General features: G+C 69.0%; 12 protein-coding genes. 7 read left to right on the top strand and 5 right to left on the bottom strand.

Annotated features, from left to right (window positions below):
• The first annotated feature begins 99 nt into the window (after window positions 1-99).
• From FrCorBMG51_RS10795 to FrCorBMG51_RS10785, 3 genes are all read left to right on the top strand, one after another.
• Window positions 100-468: a hypothetical protein gene (locus FrCorBMG51_RS10795; RefSeq protein WP_131772331.1), complete on the top strand. Its 369-nt coding sequence runs from the start codon at window positions 100-102 to the stop codon at window positions 466-468.
• Entirely contained in the window at window positions 455-871 is a 417-nt protein-coding gene (locus FrCorBMG51_RS10790; protein ID WP_047222900.1) for a DUF5130 family protein, read from the top strand. The genes FrCorBMG51_RS10795 and FrCorBMG51_RS10790 overlap by 14 nt, the downstream gene beginning before the upstream one ends.
• A gap of 775 nt (window positions 872-1,646) precedes the next feature.
• Window positions 1,647-2,807: an alkaline phosphatase PhoX gene (locus FrCorBMG51_RS10785; RefSeq protein WP_047222899.1), complete on the top strand. Its 1,161-nt coding sequence runs from the start codon at window positions 1,647-1,649 to the stop codon at window positions 2,805-2,807.
• A gap of 95 nt (window positions 2,808-2,902) precedes the next feature.
• Here the strand turns inward: FrCorBMG51_RS10785 and FrCorBMG51_RS25015 are convergent, their stop codons facing one another.
• From FrCorBMG51_RS25015 to pepN, 4 genes are all read right to left on the bottom strand, one after another.
• On the bottom strand, window positions 2,903-5,272 hold the full coding sequence (locus tag FrCorBMG51_RS25015; protein ID WP_157180457.1) for a TIR domain-containing protein: 2,370 nt from the start codon (window positions 5,270-5,272) through the stop codon (window positions 2,903-2,905).
• 548 nt (window positions 5,273-5,820) lie between these two features.
• The gene (locus FrCorBMG51_RS10775) at window positions 5,821-6,216 is read right to left on the bottom strand and encodes a type II toxin-antitoxin system VapC family toxin (RefSeq protein ID WP_047222898.1); all 396 of its coding nucleotides are present in this window, start codon (window positions 6,214-6,216) and stop codon (window positions 5,821-5,823) included.
• On the bottom strand, window positions 6,213-6,491 hold the full coding sequence (locus FrCorBMG51_RS10770; RefSeq protein ID WP_083730966.1) for a FitA-like ribbon-helix-helix domain-containing protein: 279 nt from the start codon (window positions 6,489-6,491) through the stop codon (window positions 6,213-6,215). The genes FrCorBMG51_RS10775 and FrCorBMG51_RS10770 overlap by 4 nt, the downstream gene beginning before the upstream one ends.
• A 214-nt stretch (window positions 6,492-6,705) precedes the next feature.
• Window positions 6,706-9,264 (bottom strand): aminopeptidase N, encoded by a 2,559-nt coding sequence (gene pepN / locus FrCorBMG51_RS10765; protein ID WP_047222897.1) that lies wholly within the window; start codon window positions 9,262-9,264, stop codon window positions 6,706-6,708.
• A gap of 631 nt (window positions 9,265-9,895) precedes the next feature.
• Between pepN and FrCorBMG51_RS10760 the strand changes: the two genes are divergently transcribed.
• The 3 genes from FrCorBMG51_RS10760 (at window position 9,896) to FrCorBMG51_RS10750 (ending at window position 12,627) form a co-directional block, all read left to right on the top strand.
• Entirely contained in the window at window positions 9,896-11,137 is a 1,242-nt protein-coding gene (locus tag FrCorBMG51_RS10760; RefSeq protein ID WP_047222896.1) for an AI-2E family transporter, read from the top strand.
• 113 nt (window positions 11,138-11,250) lie between these two features.
• On the top strand, window positions 11,251-11,949 hold the full coding sequence (locus tag FrCorBMG51_RS10755; RefSeq protein WP_047222895.1) for a mycothiol-dependent nitroreductase Rv2466c family protein: 699 nt from the start codon (window positions 11,251-11,253) through the stop codon (window positions 11,947-11,949).
• A 195-nt stretch (window positions 11,950-12,144) separates the two neighbouring features.
• On the top strand, window positions 12,145-12,627 hold the full coding sequence (locus FrCorBMG51_RS10750; protein ID WP_013872925.1) for a ribose-5-phosphate isomerase: 483 nt from the start codon (window positions 12,145-12,147) through the stop codon (window positions 12,625-12,627).
• Window positions 12,628-12,637: 10 nt separating this feature from the next.
• Here the strand turns inward: FrCorBMG51_RS10750 and FrCorBMG51_RS25010 are convergent, their stop codons facing one another.
• Entirely contained in the window at window positions 12,638-13,030 is a 393-nt protein-coding gene (locus tag FrCorBMG51_RS25010; protein ID WP_052914551.1) for a hypothetical protein, read from the bottom strand.
• Between the two features lie 1,466 nt (window positions 13,031-14,496).
• Here FrCorBMG51_RS25010 and FrCorBMG51_RS10740 point away from each other — a divergent pair.
• Window positions 14,497-15,513: a dolichyl-phosphate beta-glucosyltransferase gene (locus tag FrCorBMG51_RS10740; protein ID WP_047222894.1), complete on the top strand. Its 1,017-nt coding sequence runs from the start codon at window positions 14,497-14,499 to the stop codon at window positions 15,511-15,513.
• Window positions 15,514-18,196: the final 2,683 nt, after the last annotated feature.

Below are 18,196 nucleotides of genomic sequence, written 5' to 3'. Positions count from 1 at the left end.
AATATCAGGCCGTGGTCGGGCTGGGCTGCCGTGGCGGGGCGTACCGCCTGGGCTCGGTTTCAGGCGACCATGGGCCAATCACCCGGTAACCTTCGCAACGTGACTCGTCGACGTCCTCGGCTGACCACCACCCGCCGCGTACTCACCGTCGTGACGCTGGCTGTTCTCGCTCTTCCCGCGATGTGCGGCGCCGCCCTGGCGCAGGACATCGGGGATCGGTACAGTCCCGATCCGCTCACGCCGCTGGAGGCCTGGGCCGTCTACGGCGGGACGATCATCGGCGGGTTCCTGGTCGCGATCGGGCTCACGCTGCTGTCGAGCCGGGGCAGCGGCCCGTCCCGCTACCGGCCGGGGCGGTCCTGGGAGCATGACGAGGTCTGGGTCGGGGATCCGCCCGCGGCCGCCGCCGAAGGTGAGCACCCGCACGTGGCCTCACCCGGCGCGGGCGGTGCCAGTGGCAGCTGGTGAGCCCTTCACCTGGGAGCAGCGCGACCGGCTCGAACGGGCGCGGGCGGCGGCGCAGGCCCGCACCGGCATCCGGTTCGCCGTCCGGGTGGGCGCCGTCGACGACGACCCGGCGCTGTTCGCCGAACGGCTGCTGGCCAACCTGGTGGCACGCCCGAGCGATCCGGCTGTCGCCATCCTGGTCTCTCCCGGCCAGCGGTTCGTCCACATCGGGACGACGCGGGGGGCCAGATGGCGCGTCACCGACCAGGCCGCCGGGCTTGCTGTCCTGACGATGACCTCCAGTTTCGCCCTCGGCGACATCGTCAACGGGATCGTCAACGGCCTGCGCCAGTTGGCCGACGCCGCCGGCCCCGACCCGTCCGCCTCCCACAGCGGGCCGAGCAGGGTGTTGGCCTCGCTCTGAGGCGGCTTGCTGCCGGGCAGCGGCTTCTGGGGCAGCGGCTGTTGGACAACAGCTTGTCGGACACAGCTTGTCGGATGTCGTGCACCGTCGCGAATCGCGATCGTGTCGTGGTAGGCACGATCGCGATGTTGTATGCCAGGCCCGCTCCGGGGTCGTAGGCCGGCGCCATGCCCGGTCGGGCCGCGGCCAACATGTCCCGGTTGACGTCACCAGCTTTCCCGCGGACAGAACAGGCGTCGTTGTTCAGCGGCCTCCCGAACAGCCGAAGAACACGCGATCTTTTTCCGCGCGCGGTGGACGGCCGTGTTTGTCCGGGTCCCGCGGATTTCGCGATCCCCGTTCGTTCTTCCTGATCCCGCGTCAGTCGGTGCCTGCTCTGGCCGTCGTGTCCAGGTGCTCCCGGCAAGGAGTCGGGAACCGTCGTGTAGCAGCGCTACCCAAGGATTCTGGCAACGCTGCCAGGGGCCCCGCCCGGGCGTGGCGGACAGGGCGAACATTGGCTGACAGCAAACTAGTACGGGCCCGCCGGCGGCCGGCGNNNNCGGGCCCGCCGGCGGCCGGCGCCTTCCTTTCCATTTCTTTTCCATGTTGTTTTCGGACGGTTTCCTGATGTTCATCGCCATGTTCCTCCTACGTCCGCCGGTTTCGTCCTAGTGTTACCGACGGCCCGGACAATCCCGTCCGGCGGGGTCCCTGACGGTGCTGAACAGTGCTGAAAGGCCGGTAAATCCACCGTATTCGGCCCGGTGCCGTCGCAGCATTTTGGAGGTCAGCAATGGAACGGCGAACGTTCTTGCGTTCCGCTATCGCCGGAGCGGGTGCCCTTGCCTTCTCTGGAGCGATGTGGGACACGGCTCTGGCCGCTCCCGCCCAGAACGGGGCCAGCCCCTACGGGTCGCTGCTGTCCGCCGACGCCAACGGTGTCATGCTGCCCTCCGGTTTCACCAGCCGTATCGTCGCCCGTTCCAGCCAGGTGGTCTCCGGAACCGGTTACACCTGGCACAATGCCCCGGACGGCGGTGCTGTCTTCCCGGACGGTACGGGCTGGATATACGCGTCGAACTCCGAGGTCGGCAGCAGCGGCGGTGGCGTCTCGGTGCTGCGGTTCAATTCCAGCGGCACCATCACCTCCGCCCAGCAGATTCTTTCCAACACCAGCTCCAACTGCGCGGGCGGGGCGACCCCCTGGGGCACCTGGCTGTCCTGCGAGGAAACCTCCTCGGGACGGGTGTGGGAGACCTATCCGAGCACCGGCGCGTCCGCGGTGAGCCGCCCGGCAATGGGCCGTTTCAAGCACGAGGCGGCCGCGGCCGACCCCGTTCGCCAGGCCATCTATCTGACCGAGGACGAGACCAACGGCTGTTTCTACCGATTCCGCCCGACCACCTGGGGAAATCTCTCCGCGGGCACCCTTGAGGTGCTGGTCGCCGGCAGCGGCACGTCCGGGACGTTCAGCTGGCAGACCGTTCCGGACGTGGACGGCTCACCGACCGCCACCCGCAACCAGGTCGCCGGCGCGAAGCACTTCAACGGCGGTGAGGGCGTCCACTACGCGAACAACACCGTCTGGTTCACCACCAAGGGCGACAACCGGGTGTGGGAGCTGCACGTCGACACCAACACCTTCGAACTCGCCTATGACGACTCGCTGGTGTCTCCCGGCCCCGCCCCGCTGACCGGCGTCGACAACATCACCGGGTCGACATACGGCGACCTGTACGTCGCCGAGGACGGCGGCAACCTGGAGATCTGCATCATCACCCCGGACGACATCGTGGCCCCGTTCCTGCGCCTGGTGGGCCACAACTCGTCCGAAATCACCGGCCCCGCCTTCACCCCGAACGGCCAGCGGCTGTACTTCTCCTCCCAGCGAGGCACCACCGGCTCCGCCTCCGGCGGCATCACCTTCGAGATCACTGGCCCCTTCCGCACCTGACTCGACCGCATCGACCGGTGAATCCCGGCGTCCCGTTCGGCTGGGCGGAGGATCCTCAGCCGAACGGGACACCACCGGCTCGTCCATCCGGCGGCTCAACCGCCCAGCGGCTCCACCGGATTCCCGTAGCAGTCGACCGTCCTCGGCTGGATGCCGACAATCGCGAACTTGCACGGCTCACTGTCGTTTTCCTCCGCGTCGATCCGAGATTCTCCCGGTGGCCCAGGTCTGGGTATATCATGATCTTGACGATTGACGCGGATGATGGTGAGCTGCCTGTCCGTGGATGTTTGTGAGACCCGGAAGTCCCGGGTTCCGGTGGCGCCTTCCCGCGGTTCCTGGCTCACTGCCCTTACTATCTTATCGATGTCAATCTCGCCGTGGGTCGTATGGACCGCGTCAACGAAGACCTTGACGGCATCGTAGGAGAGGCCGATGTTCTCATCCGGCCAGAGCGTCCCAGGGCGCTCGACCCCTGTTTTCTCGTACATGTCGTTCAAGCGTGTGCAGAACTCTCGGAGTGCATTGCTACTCGCCAGCGGCGCTTTTCCCTGCTGATAGTAACTGTCCAGTGTGCCGAAGGAGCAACTTTCCCGGGCGAGCGCTACCGGGGCGCCCATCGACACATATCGGAAGGTGACGTTGCCGTCGTCTTTTCCGGCGTTACCGGTGACGTAGTACGAGACCGAGTCGTCGCCAAGGACGAACAGGCCTTCCTTTTCCTTGTCGAGGCAGTTTTCCATGCCATCGAGAAAATCACCGAAGTCGTCTCCCCAGCCGGCATAGAAGATCAGATCGTCCGTGTTCTGCTTCGCGCATTCACTTCTGAGCCATGCCTGCAGCTCCCGGTCGGTGAGCTCGCTGTTCCAGCCGCGCAGGTCGAGTGTGAGCGATCTGTTGTCCACCGATCGGGCCGAGGTCTTCCCGATTTCGTTTCTGAGATCCCGGACAAGGGTGTACAGGTACCGGTTGTCGATATCCGGCATCGCGTCCGCGGTGTTATCGCCGCTCTTCCTCGGATAGTAGACACTCACCCTGTTTTTCTTGTTCTTGATCGCATACATGGCTACCAGAAGAGCCTGGCGTTCGTTTTCTGGGGCCATTTGAAAATACAGCGGCGAGAATTCCTTCATGCCGTCCCCGGTAAGGGACGTGGCTATGACGGGGATTTTTTTCCGACCCAGCTCCCTGATGGCCTGCTCGGTAGCGGCGGTGCTGCGATCCATGCCGATGACGCCAAGGACGCCATTCTCACGGCGGGTGGCGAACGGAATGATCTGTCTTTTCACAACCTCGGAGGCGTACTTCATTTCGGAGCCGCCGTTGGCAACGACGACGCGCAGTATGGGGAGGTCATCGCTCCGTTCCCGGCGGTCGTTGGGCTCGCACGCTCCTTTATCCTCGCGTATGACGTTGAGGTGTCGCTGCCAGGTCAGCATCCCGGTGAGCTCGGCGACACTTCCCTTGGCCCAGTCCCGGCCCGCTTCCCGGGGCCTGGTCAGTGCCGAAAAATAAATCAGCGTGACGAACGGGCGTCGCTGGTTAGAAATATCTCGCAGCTTCTCGGCGCAGCTGTTCTGGGCGAAGATTTTTTCCTGTACCTCGGACAGGCTGGGAGGGTCCGTATCCCTATCTCCGCCCTCTCCGAACTTAAAATCTCTGGCACTGTATCCGACGCACTCGCCGTCGATCCAGGAGAGCGAGACCTCTGTCCCTTGCGACCTGCAAGCAGGGTCACCGGTCGGGCGGAGGATCAGCCAGACGACCGCGCCTGCCAAGAGCGCGAGTACCAGGACGAACGCAACCTGTACCCGTCGTCGGCGTATCCACCGCCCAGGGCTCCCCGAAATCGAGTTAGGCGGTTCAGGAGGGTCAGCGGGCCCGGGGGCGGGGGATTCCAGCTTGTCTCGTGTCTGGGGCGGGAGTGTGATCGGGCCGCTAGGAAAGGGCGGTTCGGTGACGGGCTTCTCCCGCTTGTCGTGGGCGACGGGGAGCAGCAGTTTGCGGGCGGTATGCTGGTCGACATCGAACAGATCGACGGAGACCAGTTGGTGGAGCAGTTCGGGAGGCTCGCAGCCCTCGATTCGGAGCGGCACCAGTTTGCGCTTCTCCCCGGACGGATCAGCCGCCCATACGACTCGCCACTCCGTCTGGTTGTAGATCGAATTCAGATAGGCGTGGGACAGCAGGACGATGACGCGATCGCTTTTGCTGACTCCTTGCCGCATCAGATCTATCCAGTTCGCCCCAGGGACGAAGTACCACGCCCGGAGCATCACACGTAGCCCGGTGGCCTCCAGCTGCCAGGCCACCCACTCCGCCCAGGGCTCGTCGGCGCTGGCGTAGGAGATGAAGAAATCCCATCGCGGTGCCGGTTCCTGGTCCAGGTGTTCCGCCGTCGGGCCACTGCCAAGGTGCTTCTCGGCCGAGGCGTGCAGGTTCGGCCTGATCTGCTGTTCTGTCATCGGACCGCCGTCGCTCAAGTCCCCCATTGCGGCGGAAAATATCACCCACGGCACCCATGGGGTGCGCGAGGGGTCGCCGCGCTCCGACGGATCGGCTTCAGCCTGATGGCCAGGGCCGGATACTGCTGGTACGGGAACTGTTCCCGATACGTTCGGGAGGACCGGCGCTGTGGGCTTGGGCTCCGCGATGTCGGCGACGCGAAAGCTGTACCCGGGACGCGGGGAGGGCTGCTCCACCGGGTGGCGTCCGCGGGTGTGGCACCACCCGGTGGGGTATCGCCATCGCTGTCGGCGTCAGCGGCGTCTGGTCTTGGGTGTTGCGGCGGGCCCGCTGGTCACGTGCCCGCCAGGTGCTCCGCCGGAGCGGTTGCGGTTCCCGTCGTCGGCTGGTTCAGGAGCCGGCGGTGGCTTCGGCGTCCTTGATGCGGGTGCGCAGGGCGCGGAAGTCTGTAGTGTGCCGCCCCGCAATGGGACTCCCGATGGGGGACTCCCGATGGGACTCCGCAGCCTGCCACCGGCTGGCCACAGCTTGTTCCACGGCCGTATGGCTATTCCACCAGCCGTACGGCGCAGAAGGGCATCGCGGCGCGGGCCAGCCGGCTGTCGGAAGTCAGCAGCGCGAGATCGCGCGCTTCGGCGAGCGCTACATACGCCGCGTCGTAGCCGCTGATCCCGGATCGAAGCTGCCACATGCGAGGCAGCAGCGCATCGATACGGACATGGTCCACCCCGAGATGAGGAAGCCGGGCGATGGCGCTACGCGCCCGCTCTTCACTGATTTTCTTACCGAGCGTGAGGCCACGCATCACAGAGAAGACCTCGACCATCCAGTGTTCGGGTGCCGCCCACTCGGTGTCGTGTCCCAGCGCCACCCGTGCCCGCTGGCCGCGCTCGTCGGCGTAGACCAGCGCGTTCGCCAGGACGGACGCGTCAATGACGATCAACCGGCGCTGTCGCTGTCGGGCCGGCCGCCGTCACGCTGGGCGCGGGCGGCCGCGAGGACCTGCGCGGCGTCAGGTGCATCTGGGCCGGCTCCGTCGCCACCCGCGAGCTCACGTTCGACCGCCGCGAGTATCCGCTGGTTCTGCGCGAACCGCGCCTGACGGGTGAGCATGCCCAGCAGGAATGCCTGCAGGGACTGCCCCTGCCGACGGGCGTCTTCACCCAGCGCGTCTCGCACGTCCTCTGGAACGTCACGTATCGTGATTGCAATCGTCACGCCTGCATGATGCCTACATTTTGCAGGCATGGTCAAGTGGAAACGGGGCCGCCCCGGACCTGGTGGAGGCTCTTGGCCTTGGAGGGGTGGAGTCGTGCCCACCCCTCCAAGCACCCCGCCAAGCCGCGGAGCGTGCGGTCCGGATGGTCTTCGTTATCGGTGTTCGCGGCGTCTGGTTGTGGATGTTTCAGTGGGATCAGTGGGATCGGTGGGATCAGGAACTGGCGGCGGCCTCGGCGTCCTTGGCGCGGGCGCGCAGGGCGCGGAGCAGGCCGTCGCGGCCCTCGACCAGGGCCCGGCGCAGGGCGGGGCCGGGGTCGGCCTCGGCCAGGTAGGCGTCCACCGCGTCCACCGTCGCCGGTTCGACGATCGCGGACGGGAAGAGCATCTGCGTGATCGTCTGAGCGGTGTCGAAGGTCCTCGTCCGCCAGATCTCGCCGATCTCGGCGAAGAACCGGCTCACGTACGGCCGGGTCAGCTCCTCCTGGCCGGGGATCCAGAAACCGCCCAGGGTCGCCACGAGCAGGTGGTTCGACAGCGTGTCGGAGTCGATCGCCGCTGACCAGGCGGCGGCCTTCGCCTGAGCGGTCGGACGGGCCGAGCGGGCGGTGGCGGCCCGCTTCTCGCCGGTCGCCGTCCGGTCGCGGGCGAGTTCGGCCTCGATCTCCTCGAGGCCGTAGACGCCGCGCGCCACCAGCTGGATCAGCAGCGTCCAGCGCAGTTCAGTGTCCAGCACGAGGCCGTCGACGACGTCGGCGCCCTCGAAGATCGCGCGAATCCGTGCGACCTGGTCGGGCTCTTCGGCGTGGGCGAACGTGGTCGCGTGCACCAGTTGCAGGTCGCTGCCGGGCGCGGCGGCGCGCAGCAGCTCCTCGACGCGGGCGGACAGCTCGCGCAGGGCCCGCGTCCGGTTCGCCGGATCCCCGTAGGTGTTGATGGTGAGCTGGGCCTTTGCCAGCAGCGACTGGACGACGCCGATGTCGTCCTCGGCGGCCACCCCGGACAGCACGAGCTTGACGTAGTCGCGCGCGGCCAGCTCCGCGTCCCGGGTCATGTCCCAGGCGGCGGCCCAGCACAGGGTGCGTGGCAGTGACTCGCGGATCGTCCCGATCGAGTCGATCAGGGTGGCCAGCGAACGGTCGTCCAGGCGGACCTTGGCGTAGGTGAGGTCGTCGTCGTTGAGCAGCACCAGGTCGGGCCGCCGGGCCCCGACGAGCTTCGGCACCTCGGTCAGCGCGCCGACCACGTCGAGCTCGACGCGCTCGCGGCGTTGCAGCGACCCGTCGGAGGCGCGGTCGTACAGGCCGATCGCCAGCCGGTGCGGCCGCAGGGTCGCGCTCGCCGTCGCCGGCGAGGACGCCGGCTCCTGCACCACGTCGAAGGTGGTGAACAGCCCCGAGGAGTCGGTCTCGAACCGGGGCCGCAGGGTGTTGGCGCCGGTGGTCTCCAGCCAGTCCGCCGACCACACCGTCAGGTCACGGCCGCTGGCGTTCTCCAGCTCGTCGAGCAGGTCGCGCAGGGAGGTGTTGCCGTACTCGTAGCGGCGGAAGTACGAGCGCAGGCCGGTGAGGAACTCCTCCTGCCCCACCCAGGCCACCAGCTGCTTGAGGACGGAGGCGCCCTTGGCGTAGGTGATGCCGTCGAAGTTGGTGCGCACGGCCTCCATGTCGGGGGCGTCGGCGACGATCGGGTGGGTGGAGGAGAGCTGGTCCTGCCGGTAGGCCCAGCCCTTCTCGGCGTTCGCGAACGTCGTCCAGCCGTTGGTGAACCGGGTCGAGCGCACCTGGGCGAGCACCGACATGAACGTGGCGAACGACTCGTTCAGCCACAGGTCGTCCCACCAGCGCATCGTCACCAGGTCGCCGAACCACATGTGCGCCATCTCGTGCAGGATCGTCTCGGCCCGGCGCTCCCGGCGGGCCTCGGTGACCTTCGCGCGGAAGACGTAGTCCTCCAGGAAGGTCACGCAGCCGGCGTTCTCCATCGCCCCGGCGTTGAACTCCGGGACGAAGAGCTGGTCGTACTTGCCGAACGGGTACCGGTAGTCGAACACCCGGTGGTAGAAGTCGAACCCGGCCCTGGTGATGGTGAAGATCTCCTCGGGGTCGAGGAACTCGGCGAGCGACCGCCGGCAGTACAGGCCGAGGTCGATCCCGTCGTGATGGTCGCGCACCTCGTGGTAGGGGCCGGCGACCAGCGCGGTGATGTAGGTCGAGACGACCGGTGTCGGCTCGAACAGCCAGAAGGTCCGGCCCTCGCCGGCGTCGGTGGTCTCCAGATACCGGCCGTTGGAGATGCAGCGCCACTCCGACGGCGCCACCACCGACAGCTTGAAGACCGCCTTGAGGTCCGGCTGGTCGAAGCAGGCGTACATGCGGTGCGCGTCGTAGGTCTCGAACTGCGTGTACAGGTAGACGGCGGAGTCGACCGGGTCGACGAACCGGTGCAGCCCCTCACCCGTCTTCGAGTACGCGCAGTCGGCCACCACCTCCAGCTCGTTGGCCTCCCGCAGGTCCGTCAGGGCGATCCGGTTGCCGTCGTGCGCCTCGGCCGGGTCCAGCGCGCGGCCGTTGAGGGTCACCGCGCGCACGGTCGGGGCGGTCAGTTCGATGAAGGTGGAGGCGCCCGGCTCAGTGCTGGTGAAATGCACCACAGTCCGTGACGCGAACGTTGTGTCACCGCTGGTCAGGTCGAGGTTCACTTCATAGGAGGACACATTGAGCAGCCGGGCGCGCTCACGCGCCTCGTCGCGGGTGAGGTTGTTGGCTGACACACAGGTCCTTTCGATCCAGCGGCGGTGGACGGACGATGTCCGGTTGCTCCGTGGGCTCTGTTGGCTCCAGCCCGCCGGCCCGAGTCTGTTCGGTCCGGGACGAGGCGTCGAACGTCCCGGCCTGGTGGGCCGGTCGGCGCGACGGAGAGAGCCCGACGGCTTTCCAGTCTCCCATGCCTTCCGCACTGGTCGTACCGGCTCCACCCGGACCTGCCCGATGACGGCGCACGACTGTCCAGCTCGTCCGCTGTCGGGTTTGATACGGGGGATTCGAGCAGTGTTTGCGGAGCCGACGCCCGGCTTGTCGGGCAGGGTGGCACGGGAACGAAGGTGGCACCGCGGGGGCTGACGCCGGGGAAGGGGCACAGCGGGTGACGGGTTTGATCAGTGAGGCCACCGTGGCGGCGGACCGGGAGCTCCCGTGAAGTGGAGGATCGGTCGCGGACGCCGGGCCCGTCCGGATGACCCCGCGCCGGACACGCGGGTACCGGCCACTGAACCCCCGCCCTCGGAAAACCCGCCCTCGGACGTTTCAGCTCCGGACGCTTCGGCTCCGCAGACGGACCCTCCGCAGGCTCCGCCCCCGGAGGTGCCTGCTGCGCAGGCAGCAGCGCCCCCGGAGACGGAGTCCGTGAACAGTCCGAGTCCGGACGCGGTGCCGTCGGACGCCGCCGCCCAGTCCAGCACTGTCCCCGCCGGCGCGGCGGCGGACGTCGCGGCGCCGGGCCCGGTCGTCCCGCCAAGCGGTCCTCCCGCCCCGGCCGCGGGACCCGGCACCCCGCCACGAACGGACGCCCCGGCGGCGGGAACCGCCGCCTCGGCCGGAACGGGTGATCCGCACGTGCCGGTATCCCTGCGGGTGGCCGCCGGATGGTCGTGGCGCCTGCTCGTCATCGGCGTGGCGATCTACATACTCATGATCGTCATCGGGCGCGTCCGCGTCGTGGTGATCCCGGTGATCGCCGGTCTGCTCGTCAGCGCCCTGATCTACCCGACGGCGATGCGGCTGCGCCGGCACGGGGTGCCCAAGTTGGTGTCGTCCTTCGTGACCGTCTTCGGCTTCCTGATTCTGGTGGCGGGCGCCGGAGTGGGCGTCGGCTTCAACGCGGCCAACGAGTTCCCGAGCCTTTCCGACCAGGTCAGCCAGGGTGTGGAGCAGGTCCGCGACTATCTGCGGGACGGCCCGCTGCACCTGTCACAGAGCCAGTTGGACGATCTCACCAACGACATCACCAGGACGTTGGCGAACAACCGGGGACGGCTGGTCTCCGGTGTGCTCTCCGGCGCCACGGTCGCCGCGGAGGTGCTCACCGGCATCCTGCTCACCCTGTTCGCGACCTTCTTCTTCGTCCACGACGGTGACCGGATCTGGGACTGGATCGTGACCCGTTTCCCCCCTGGCACCGAGGAACGGGTCCGGGGCGCGGGGAAGGAGGCGTGGGCGACCGTCACCGGATACATCCGCGGGACGATGTTCGTCGCGCTGGTGGACGCGATCGGCATCACCATCGGCCTGCTGGTCGTCGGGGTTCCCCTGGTCGCGCCGCTGGCACTGCTGACCTTTCTCGGGGGGTTCATCCCGATCGTCGGCGCGACGGTGGCGGGCGTGGCGGCCATCCTGGTCACGCTCGTCTCCAACGGCCTGGTACCCGCGCTGGTCATCCTCGGCGTGGTGCTCGCCGTGCAGCAGATCGAAGGCCATCTGCTCCAGCCGCTGGTCATGCGGCGGGCGGTGCGGCTGCATCCGCTGGCGATCGTCGTCTCACTGTCCGCGGGCGGGGTGCTTGCCGGCATCCCCGGAGCGGTCGCCGCCGTGCCGTTCGTGGCGGTGGTCAACAGGGTCGCGAGCTATCTCGCCCGATCCGGGAAGTAGCCACCCGCCCCTGATGGTTGGGCCTGAGTGACCGATGAACCCGGGCCTTCCGGCGGCGCGGCACCCATGATCGTCCTGCCGGCGTGCCCGTTTCTGGTGATCAGGAGTGACTTGTGACCACACAGCCCGGGATCGAGACCGTGTCCACACGCCCGTCACCTGCCTCCGGAGCGCAACCGGGACCTGCCGGCTCTCCCGACCCGTCCGCTCCCGCGCAGGCCGGTTTCTGGTTCGACCCGAGCTGCCCGTGGGCGTGGCTGACGTCGCGCTGGGCGCTGAACGTCGAACAGGTACGGCCGGTGCGGTTCAGCTGGCACGTGATGAGCCTCGCCGTTCTCAACGAGGGCCGGGAGGACCTCCCGCAGCGGTACCGGGAGGGGATGAAGCGCGCGTGGGGGCCGGTGCGGATCAGTGTCGCCGCCGCGGCACGCCACGGTGACGAGGTGCTGCTCCCGCTCTACACGGCGCTGGGCCGGCGCCGTCACCTGGAGAAGGCGGAGTGGGACGCCGACACCTTCGCCGCCGCGCTGACCGAGGCCGGGCTGCCCACGGACCTCGTGGACGCGGCCACCTCGGACGAGTTCGACGAGGCGGTGCGGGCCAGCCACCACGACGGCATGGACCGGGTGGGCATGGACGTCGGAACCCCGGTGATCGCGGTGGGGGACACGGCCTTCTTCGGCCCGGTCGTCACCCCGTCGCCGAAGGGCGAGGCCGCCGGGCGGCTCTGGGACGGGGTGCTGCTCGTCGCCGGCACGCCCGGCTTCTACGAGCTCAAGCGCACCCGGGACCTCCCTCCCATCTTCGACTGAGTCCCCGCTCGGCTGAGCGGTACCCGACCGTTCGGCCGGGCGGTACCCGTGTTCGACCGGGCGGTGCCGGCGGTCCGGCCGGACCGCGCCGTGCGCGGCCCGATCCGGATGGGAGCCCGGCCCGGTGGGTGCGTTGTCCTCCTTTTCGACGGGGGCCGGCATGGGCAGCGCAGGGGGCGGGCATCATTTCCACCCATGCGCGTTCATCTTGGTTCCGACCACGCGGGCTTCCACCTGAAGGCCTCGTTGATCACGTGGCTGACCGAGCAGGGGCACACCCCGGTCGACCACGGGCCTGCCACCTACGACCCGGACGACGACTACCCGCCGTACGTGCTTGCCGCCGCCGTGGCGGCCGCGGGCGAGCCGGACGCCTTCGGCATCGTTCTCGGCGGTTCCGGCAACGGCGAGGTCATCTGCGCGAACAAGGTCTCCGGGGTGCGCGCGGCGCTGGTCTGGAGCACCGAGACCGCCCGGCTCGCCCGGCTGCACAACGACGCCAACGTGATCAGTCTCGGTGCCCGGCTGCACACCGTCCCCGAGGCCGTGGACTTCGTCGAGACGTTCCTGCGGACGTCGTTCAGCGCCGAACAGCGTCATGTCCGGCGGATCGGGATGATCTCTTCCTACGAGCGGACCGGTGAGGTTCCGGTGCCGTCGGCGCCGCTGGCTCCCTGACGCCGACGTTCTAACGCCGACGCTGCCCCCGGGGGGTGGCGGCCGTCGGATCCGTCCACGGGCGCCGGCGGATGACAACGCTGCGCTCGGCCTCGGCCAGGTCGTCGGGGTCGGGGCGGGCGATGTCGCGGGCTCGCATCGCCGTCCCCGGAGGCAGCCGTGACCGGCCGGCGCCGATCAGCGCGCGCAGGCCGGGATCGCCGGTGTTGCGGCGGCGGCCGGTCCTGTCCTGCTGGCCCTGCTGACCGCTGCCGGGGTGGTCCGGGGCGGTCGGCCGCGGGCCCGGCCCGTCCGCGGCCGTGCCGCTGTCGGACCTGCCGCTGTCGGGCGTGCTGTCGCCGGACGAGACGCTGCCAGGGTCGCCCCCGGGGCCGGGCCTGTCGAACTGACGGCGTTGCGTCATCACCTGTCCCTCCCGCGGTGCCCATGTGGGCGCCCACCGGATCCAGGGTGCCCCGGCCCGGGCGGCCTGGCCAGGGGGACCGTTGTGTACCGTCCGCGCCGGGTGCCCCGGTCGGGCCCGCGGAAACTGGCGGATCTCACCTCCACGATACTTTCAGCGCAGATGCGTCGACGTTTGTCGGGGGAACTGGACGAATTCCTGGCGGCGGGGGTTCCCTGTTTTTGTCCGGGGTATATGTCGGGGCGCGACGGTGGGCGGGGAGGTGGCGCGCCGGGTGCGCGGAGAAACGTGATCGGGTATCGCCTCCGGCTCCCGTGACGTACCGGGAGAATCCCGTCGGCGGCCGTGCCCGCCGGAGCTGGGAAAGGCCGGGGACGGACCCGCTCGGATCGCCATTCGGCTGATCCGGTGCCGGAGGTGTCCGTGAGCAGTATCGGGAGCGGCCCGACGCCGTCGGACGGGTGCTCGCATGGGCGGAGCACCCGCTTTGTCGTATCCGCTGAAGCGCGCGGTGCGGTGCCCGCCCGGTTGCCGGTCGTCACCACCCGGCCGGGGGCGTGCCGGCGGGGAGCGGGTATCGTCTGGTTGTCGCCTGATATTGGCGGGATGTCATGGATCAGTCGAAGGATGAATGATTATGGCTTTTTCGCGTATTCGGAGGTGACGGCGGGTCCGGCTCATGCGTACCGGATGGCCGGACGTGGCCCGGGATGTCGGTCACATAGTGCGGGCCCGCGCCGAAACCGATCGGAGCTTCATGATCGCATAATGCCGAATGTGAAAGCGGGAGAACGGACGATCGTCACGGCGGAAGTCAGCGGAAGTCGGCCGCCGGCCCGGCCGGCGTTGGGGGCGCAACCCCGCGGGTCGCGGCTTTCCAGGCGGTACCGTGCCCTCCCCGCCCGGGGGAGGAGCGGTCGTGGTGTGACGAACCGTGGACTGTCGGATGTGCGTCGGGGCGATGTCAGGGTGGCGGGCGAAGGAGGGGATCGTGCCTGCGGGAGGATGCCATGGGCGTACGCGTGGGGCGCTGCCACCGCGTGGGCGGACAGTCGTGCTCACGGGATGGTGTCCTGACAGCGAAGCCGATGGTGATGCTACCGATTGTGAGGTTGTAGTGACGGTATTCGGATCCGGTGTCGCGGCGAATTCTCGGAGGTGTCCCAGTGAGCGCTCACACTCCGAGTGGACGCGGACCGTGACGCCGACCGCCGGAGCGGGCCGGGCACGGGTCCGGCCCCCGGCCCCCGTCATGCGCCGTCCAGAGGTTTTGGCATGCTGTCGGCCGCCGGTCGGTGCGTCGTTAGCCGCCGGACACGCATCCGGTACGGCGTCTCAAATCCTGACGGCTTGGCGATGTCGCATCGACGACACTTCGGCCGGGCATCGGGCGGCCCGAAGTACCTCGAGATCGGCAGGCGATCACAATTGCCTCTGTCGCTGCCGACCCAGCTTGGGAGTGACTCTTGGACCACGTTCCCGTCAGTATCGTCATCCCCGCCTTCAACGAGGCGCACCGGCTCCCGGAGTCGCTGCCTCGTCTCACCTCCGTGCTGGGCAGGCTCGCCGGCGCGGAAGTGATCATTGTCGATGACGGCAGTACGGACCGCACCGCCGAGGTCGCCCAGCAGCTGTTGAGCGGGTTCCCGCGATCGCATGTCGTGAAGCTCCCCTGGAACTCCGGCAAGGGCGCGGCCGTGCGGACCGGGGTCGCGATGGCCCGGGGCGCGTCGATCGTGTTCATGGACGCCGACATGGCCTCGGACGTGAACGATCTCCCGTTGCTGCTCGCCGCCCTGCAGGACGCCGAGGTGGCGCTGGGATCACGCCGCATCGGCGGCAGCACGGTCCGCTCGAACGGCCGGCGGATGGGCAGCTGGGCGTTCAACCAGATCACCCGCACGTTCACGGCGCTGGACGTCGCCGACACCCAGTGCGGCTTCAAGGCGTTCCGCCACGCCGAGGCGAAACTGTTGTTCAGCCTGTCCAGGTCGACCGGCTTCGGGTTCGACGTCGAGGTCCTCTCACTGGCGCGGTCGATGGGCTACCGGATCACGGAGGTGCCCGTCCGCTGGTCGGAGATGGCCGGTGGGACGTTCCGGGTGAGCCGACACACCCCGGCGATGCTGGTCGACGTGCTGCGGGCCAGGCGCTACCACCGACGGCGGGCCGCGGTCACGTCCGCGCCGCTGGGCCTGCGCCCCGTCGAGGCACAGCCGTCGGTCGTTCTCCAGCCGGTGCCCACGCCGCTGGCGGTCGTCCGGCGCCCCAGCGTGAGCACGGCCCCGGCGGCCACGGACGACACGCAGCCGTCACAGGCCCCGGTCGCCCGGGTGATCAGTATGGGTACCGGCGCCCTGGTGGCCGGCGGCGCTCCGGCGGAGATGCCCACCTCACCGGCCATTCTCCCGGCTGGCCGGGACGCCAGCCGGCTCCCCGCGAACCGGGAGGGCCGCCAGCCGGCTCCCCGCGAGGTCGTCTGAAGGCAGCTGGAGGCAGCTGAAGGCATCTTGGAGGCACTGTCGCGGGCGGCCGCCACCTGGGCCCCGGGCCGAAGCGGTACGGACCGCTCACGTCGGCCCGTCCTGGTGGACGACGCGAGCGGCGCCGTGGAGCGCTCGGCCTCGGCACCGGATGACGAGCGTCGGCAGCGCTGGCGCTGCCGACGGGCTCGGCCAGCACGGCGGGCTGCTTTCGGCCTCGGTGTCGGATGACCGGACAAGGCCGGATGGGGGCGACCTCGTGGCGCGTGGCGGCGAAGCGCGCGGACCGGTGTCGGCGCCGCAGCGGGCGGAGCGGTGTTTCTGGGCCGGCCGGCGCTCCGTCCTGACCCGACCTGCTCTGGTCCGGCACTCCTGGTCCGGCCATCGCGTCCGGCGCCTCATCCGGCCGTTTCGTTGTTTTTTCGTTGTTTTTGCTGTCGATCCGGGTGCCGTCGATGGGCGGCAGGGCGCCTCGTGCTGAATCTTCGTGCTGAATCCGCGACGTCCATGGGGTAAAAAATCGTTCAAATACTATTCTACAGACGATTGTTCTCGCGGCTTCTCGTCTCGACATCTCGGCGTTTCGGGTCGATACCCATTCGGCTTCCGCCGGTGATGTCCGCGGTCGTCTCGGTGCTGCGGTCACCGATGGGTATTCACCGGTAATCACCGGTAACCGGAACGAATCCGGCGGCAGAAGAGGTCTTCGCCACTATTTCCGACTGGATCACATCAATGGTCCCGGTGAGTCGGAAACTGGGCTGCGTGGGGATCTGTCGTGGGGACATTCGCCGCTGCACCGTTCTCCTGACCGGGATGGACGGGCAGGAAGAAGGAGGATGTGAACATCGACCCCCACGAAATGTGGCGATCAGCGTTGCTCCCGGGACCGTCCGCGCCCGTGGTCCCCGCCCCGCGAACCGGATCGTCCGTAGCGCCGGTGTCGACCGGCCTGGTCCGAGCTGGCTCCCGCCGGAGCGGCTCCGTCCAGAACCGTTCCGGGACGACCGCTCCCGGCCGCACCGGAACTGGTCCGGACGAAACCGGTCGGCCTGTTCTCGAGCGTGCCCGGCCGGTCCGGGAACGCCGCTTTTCGGTGCTGGAAGATCTGATCGTCGCCTCTGACCGCAGGGCCGCGCCGATCTCGGTCGGGATGATCGCTCGTACCCGCGAGATCATCGATTCGTTCGTCCTGCGGGACGCGGTGATCGATGTCCTGCTGCGTCACCCGATGGCCCGGGCACGCATGCGCACGGGATTGTCCGGCCGGCGGTGGTGGTTTCCGCACAGCCCGGACGACGTGCTGACAGTGGCAAAAGGTGATGGTGACGATGACGTGTGGGAGAAGTTCGCGGAGATCTGCTCGCACCCGTTCGACCTGACCGCCTCCTGCCCGCTGCGGGTCCTGCACGTGCGGCTGCCCGCCGGCGACGCGGTCGCCGTTGCCGCGCATCATGCCGCCCTGGACGGGATGAGCGTGGCGATACTGCTGCGCGCGATCCTTCAGCGCTGCCCCAGCACCGCTTTCCGGGCGCTGGCCAGCGCGCCCACCGAGCCGGCGTGGCTGGCTGAGGCCACCGGCGCGCGTGCGTCCGAGCCGTCCGGCCAGGCGGTGTCGGGCCTGCTCGCGGTGCCTGTCCGGCCGGCACGGGTCCGCGCGGTGCGCCGGCTCGTCCTCGGGCTGCCGGTGCCGCGGCTGCCCAGCCGGGTCGCCCCGTCACCGGAGAGCCGGCCGGGCAGCCGTGCGCGTTCCGCGCGGGCGCATCTCGGCCGGGCGACGGATGATCGTCACAGTTCCGCCTACGGGGTGTACTGCGAGACCGTTCCGGTCCCGAGATCCGCCCGGACGCTGGTGGCGGACACCCCGGCCACGGTGAACGATCTCCTGCTGGCCGCCGCGAAGGTGGCCGTCCAGCGGTGGAACACCGCGGCCGGGCAGCCCACCATGACGGTGCGGGTACGCATGCCGATCAGCCAGCGCGCCCCGGGTGGTACGGACGCCATCGGGAACCACACCGGCGAGGTTCTGATCGTGACGACACCACGGGACCGCCAGGATCCCGCCACCGCGCTCGCCGCGGTACGCCGGCAGACCGCAGCGGGCAAGGCGGTGGGCAAGGCGGTGGGCAAGGCAGCGGGCAGGACGGCCGGGGCGACGGCCGGGGCACGGCCGGTCACCGGCGGCAGGATCGGCGGTGTCGCCTGGCTGCCCGGCCCGGCCCGTCACGCGCTGCTACGGCTGGCTGTGAGCACGGCGCGACCGTTGCTGATGCCGACGATCACCGTGACCAACCTGGGCCGGCTCGCCGACCCNNNNGCTCGCCGACCCGCCGGCGTCGGGCACGTCCGGGCCGGACGTCGCCTCGCTGCACTTCGCGGCGTTCGCCGGGCTGCCACAGGGACTGGTGATAGCCGCCGCCGGCTACCGTAGCGATCTCGGCCTGACCTTCTGCTACCACCGTGACCTGTTCGACCGAGCCGCCGTACGTCGCTTCGCGCGGGTGTACCGGACAGCCCTGGACGAACTGACCGGCATCCCACCCTCAGAGACAGCCGCCCAGTCTGCCGCGGCCGGGTGACACGGACACCGTCCGCAGTGCTACCCGGCAGCGGGCGCCACTGGCCGGAAGAGGAGACAGTAGGTGGTTTCGGTCGTTGCCGCAGCGGTTTCTACCTACGGGTT

The sequence above is a fragment of the Protofrankia coriariae genome (assembly GCF_001017755.1).
GTDB lineage: Bacteria > Actinomycetota > Actinomycetes > Frankiales > Frankiaceae > Protofrankia > Protofrankia coriariae.
Note: the sequence above shows the minus strand (reverse complement) of the source record. Positions and strands in the feature narration are given on the sequence as shown.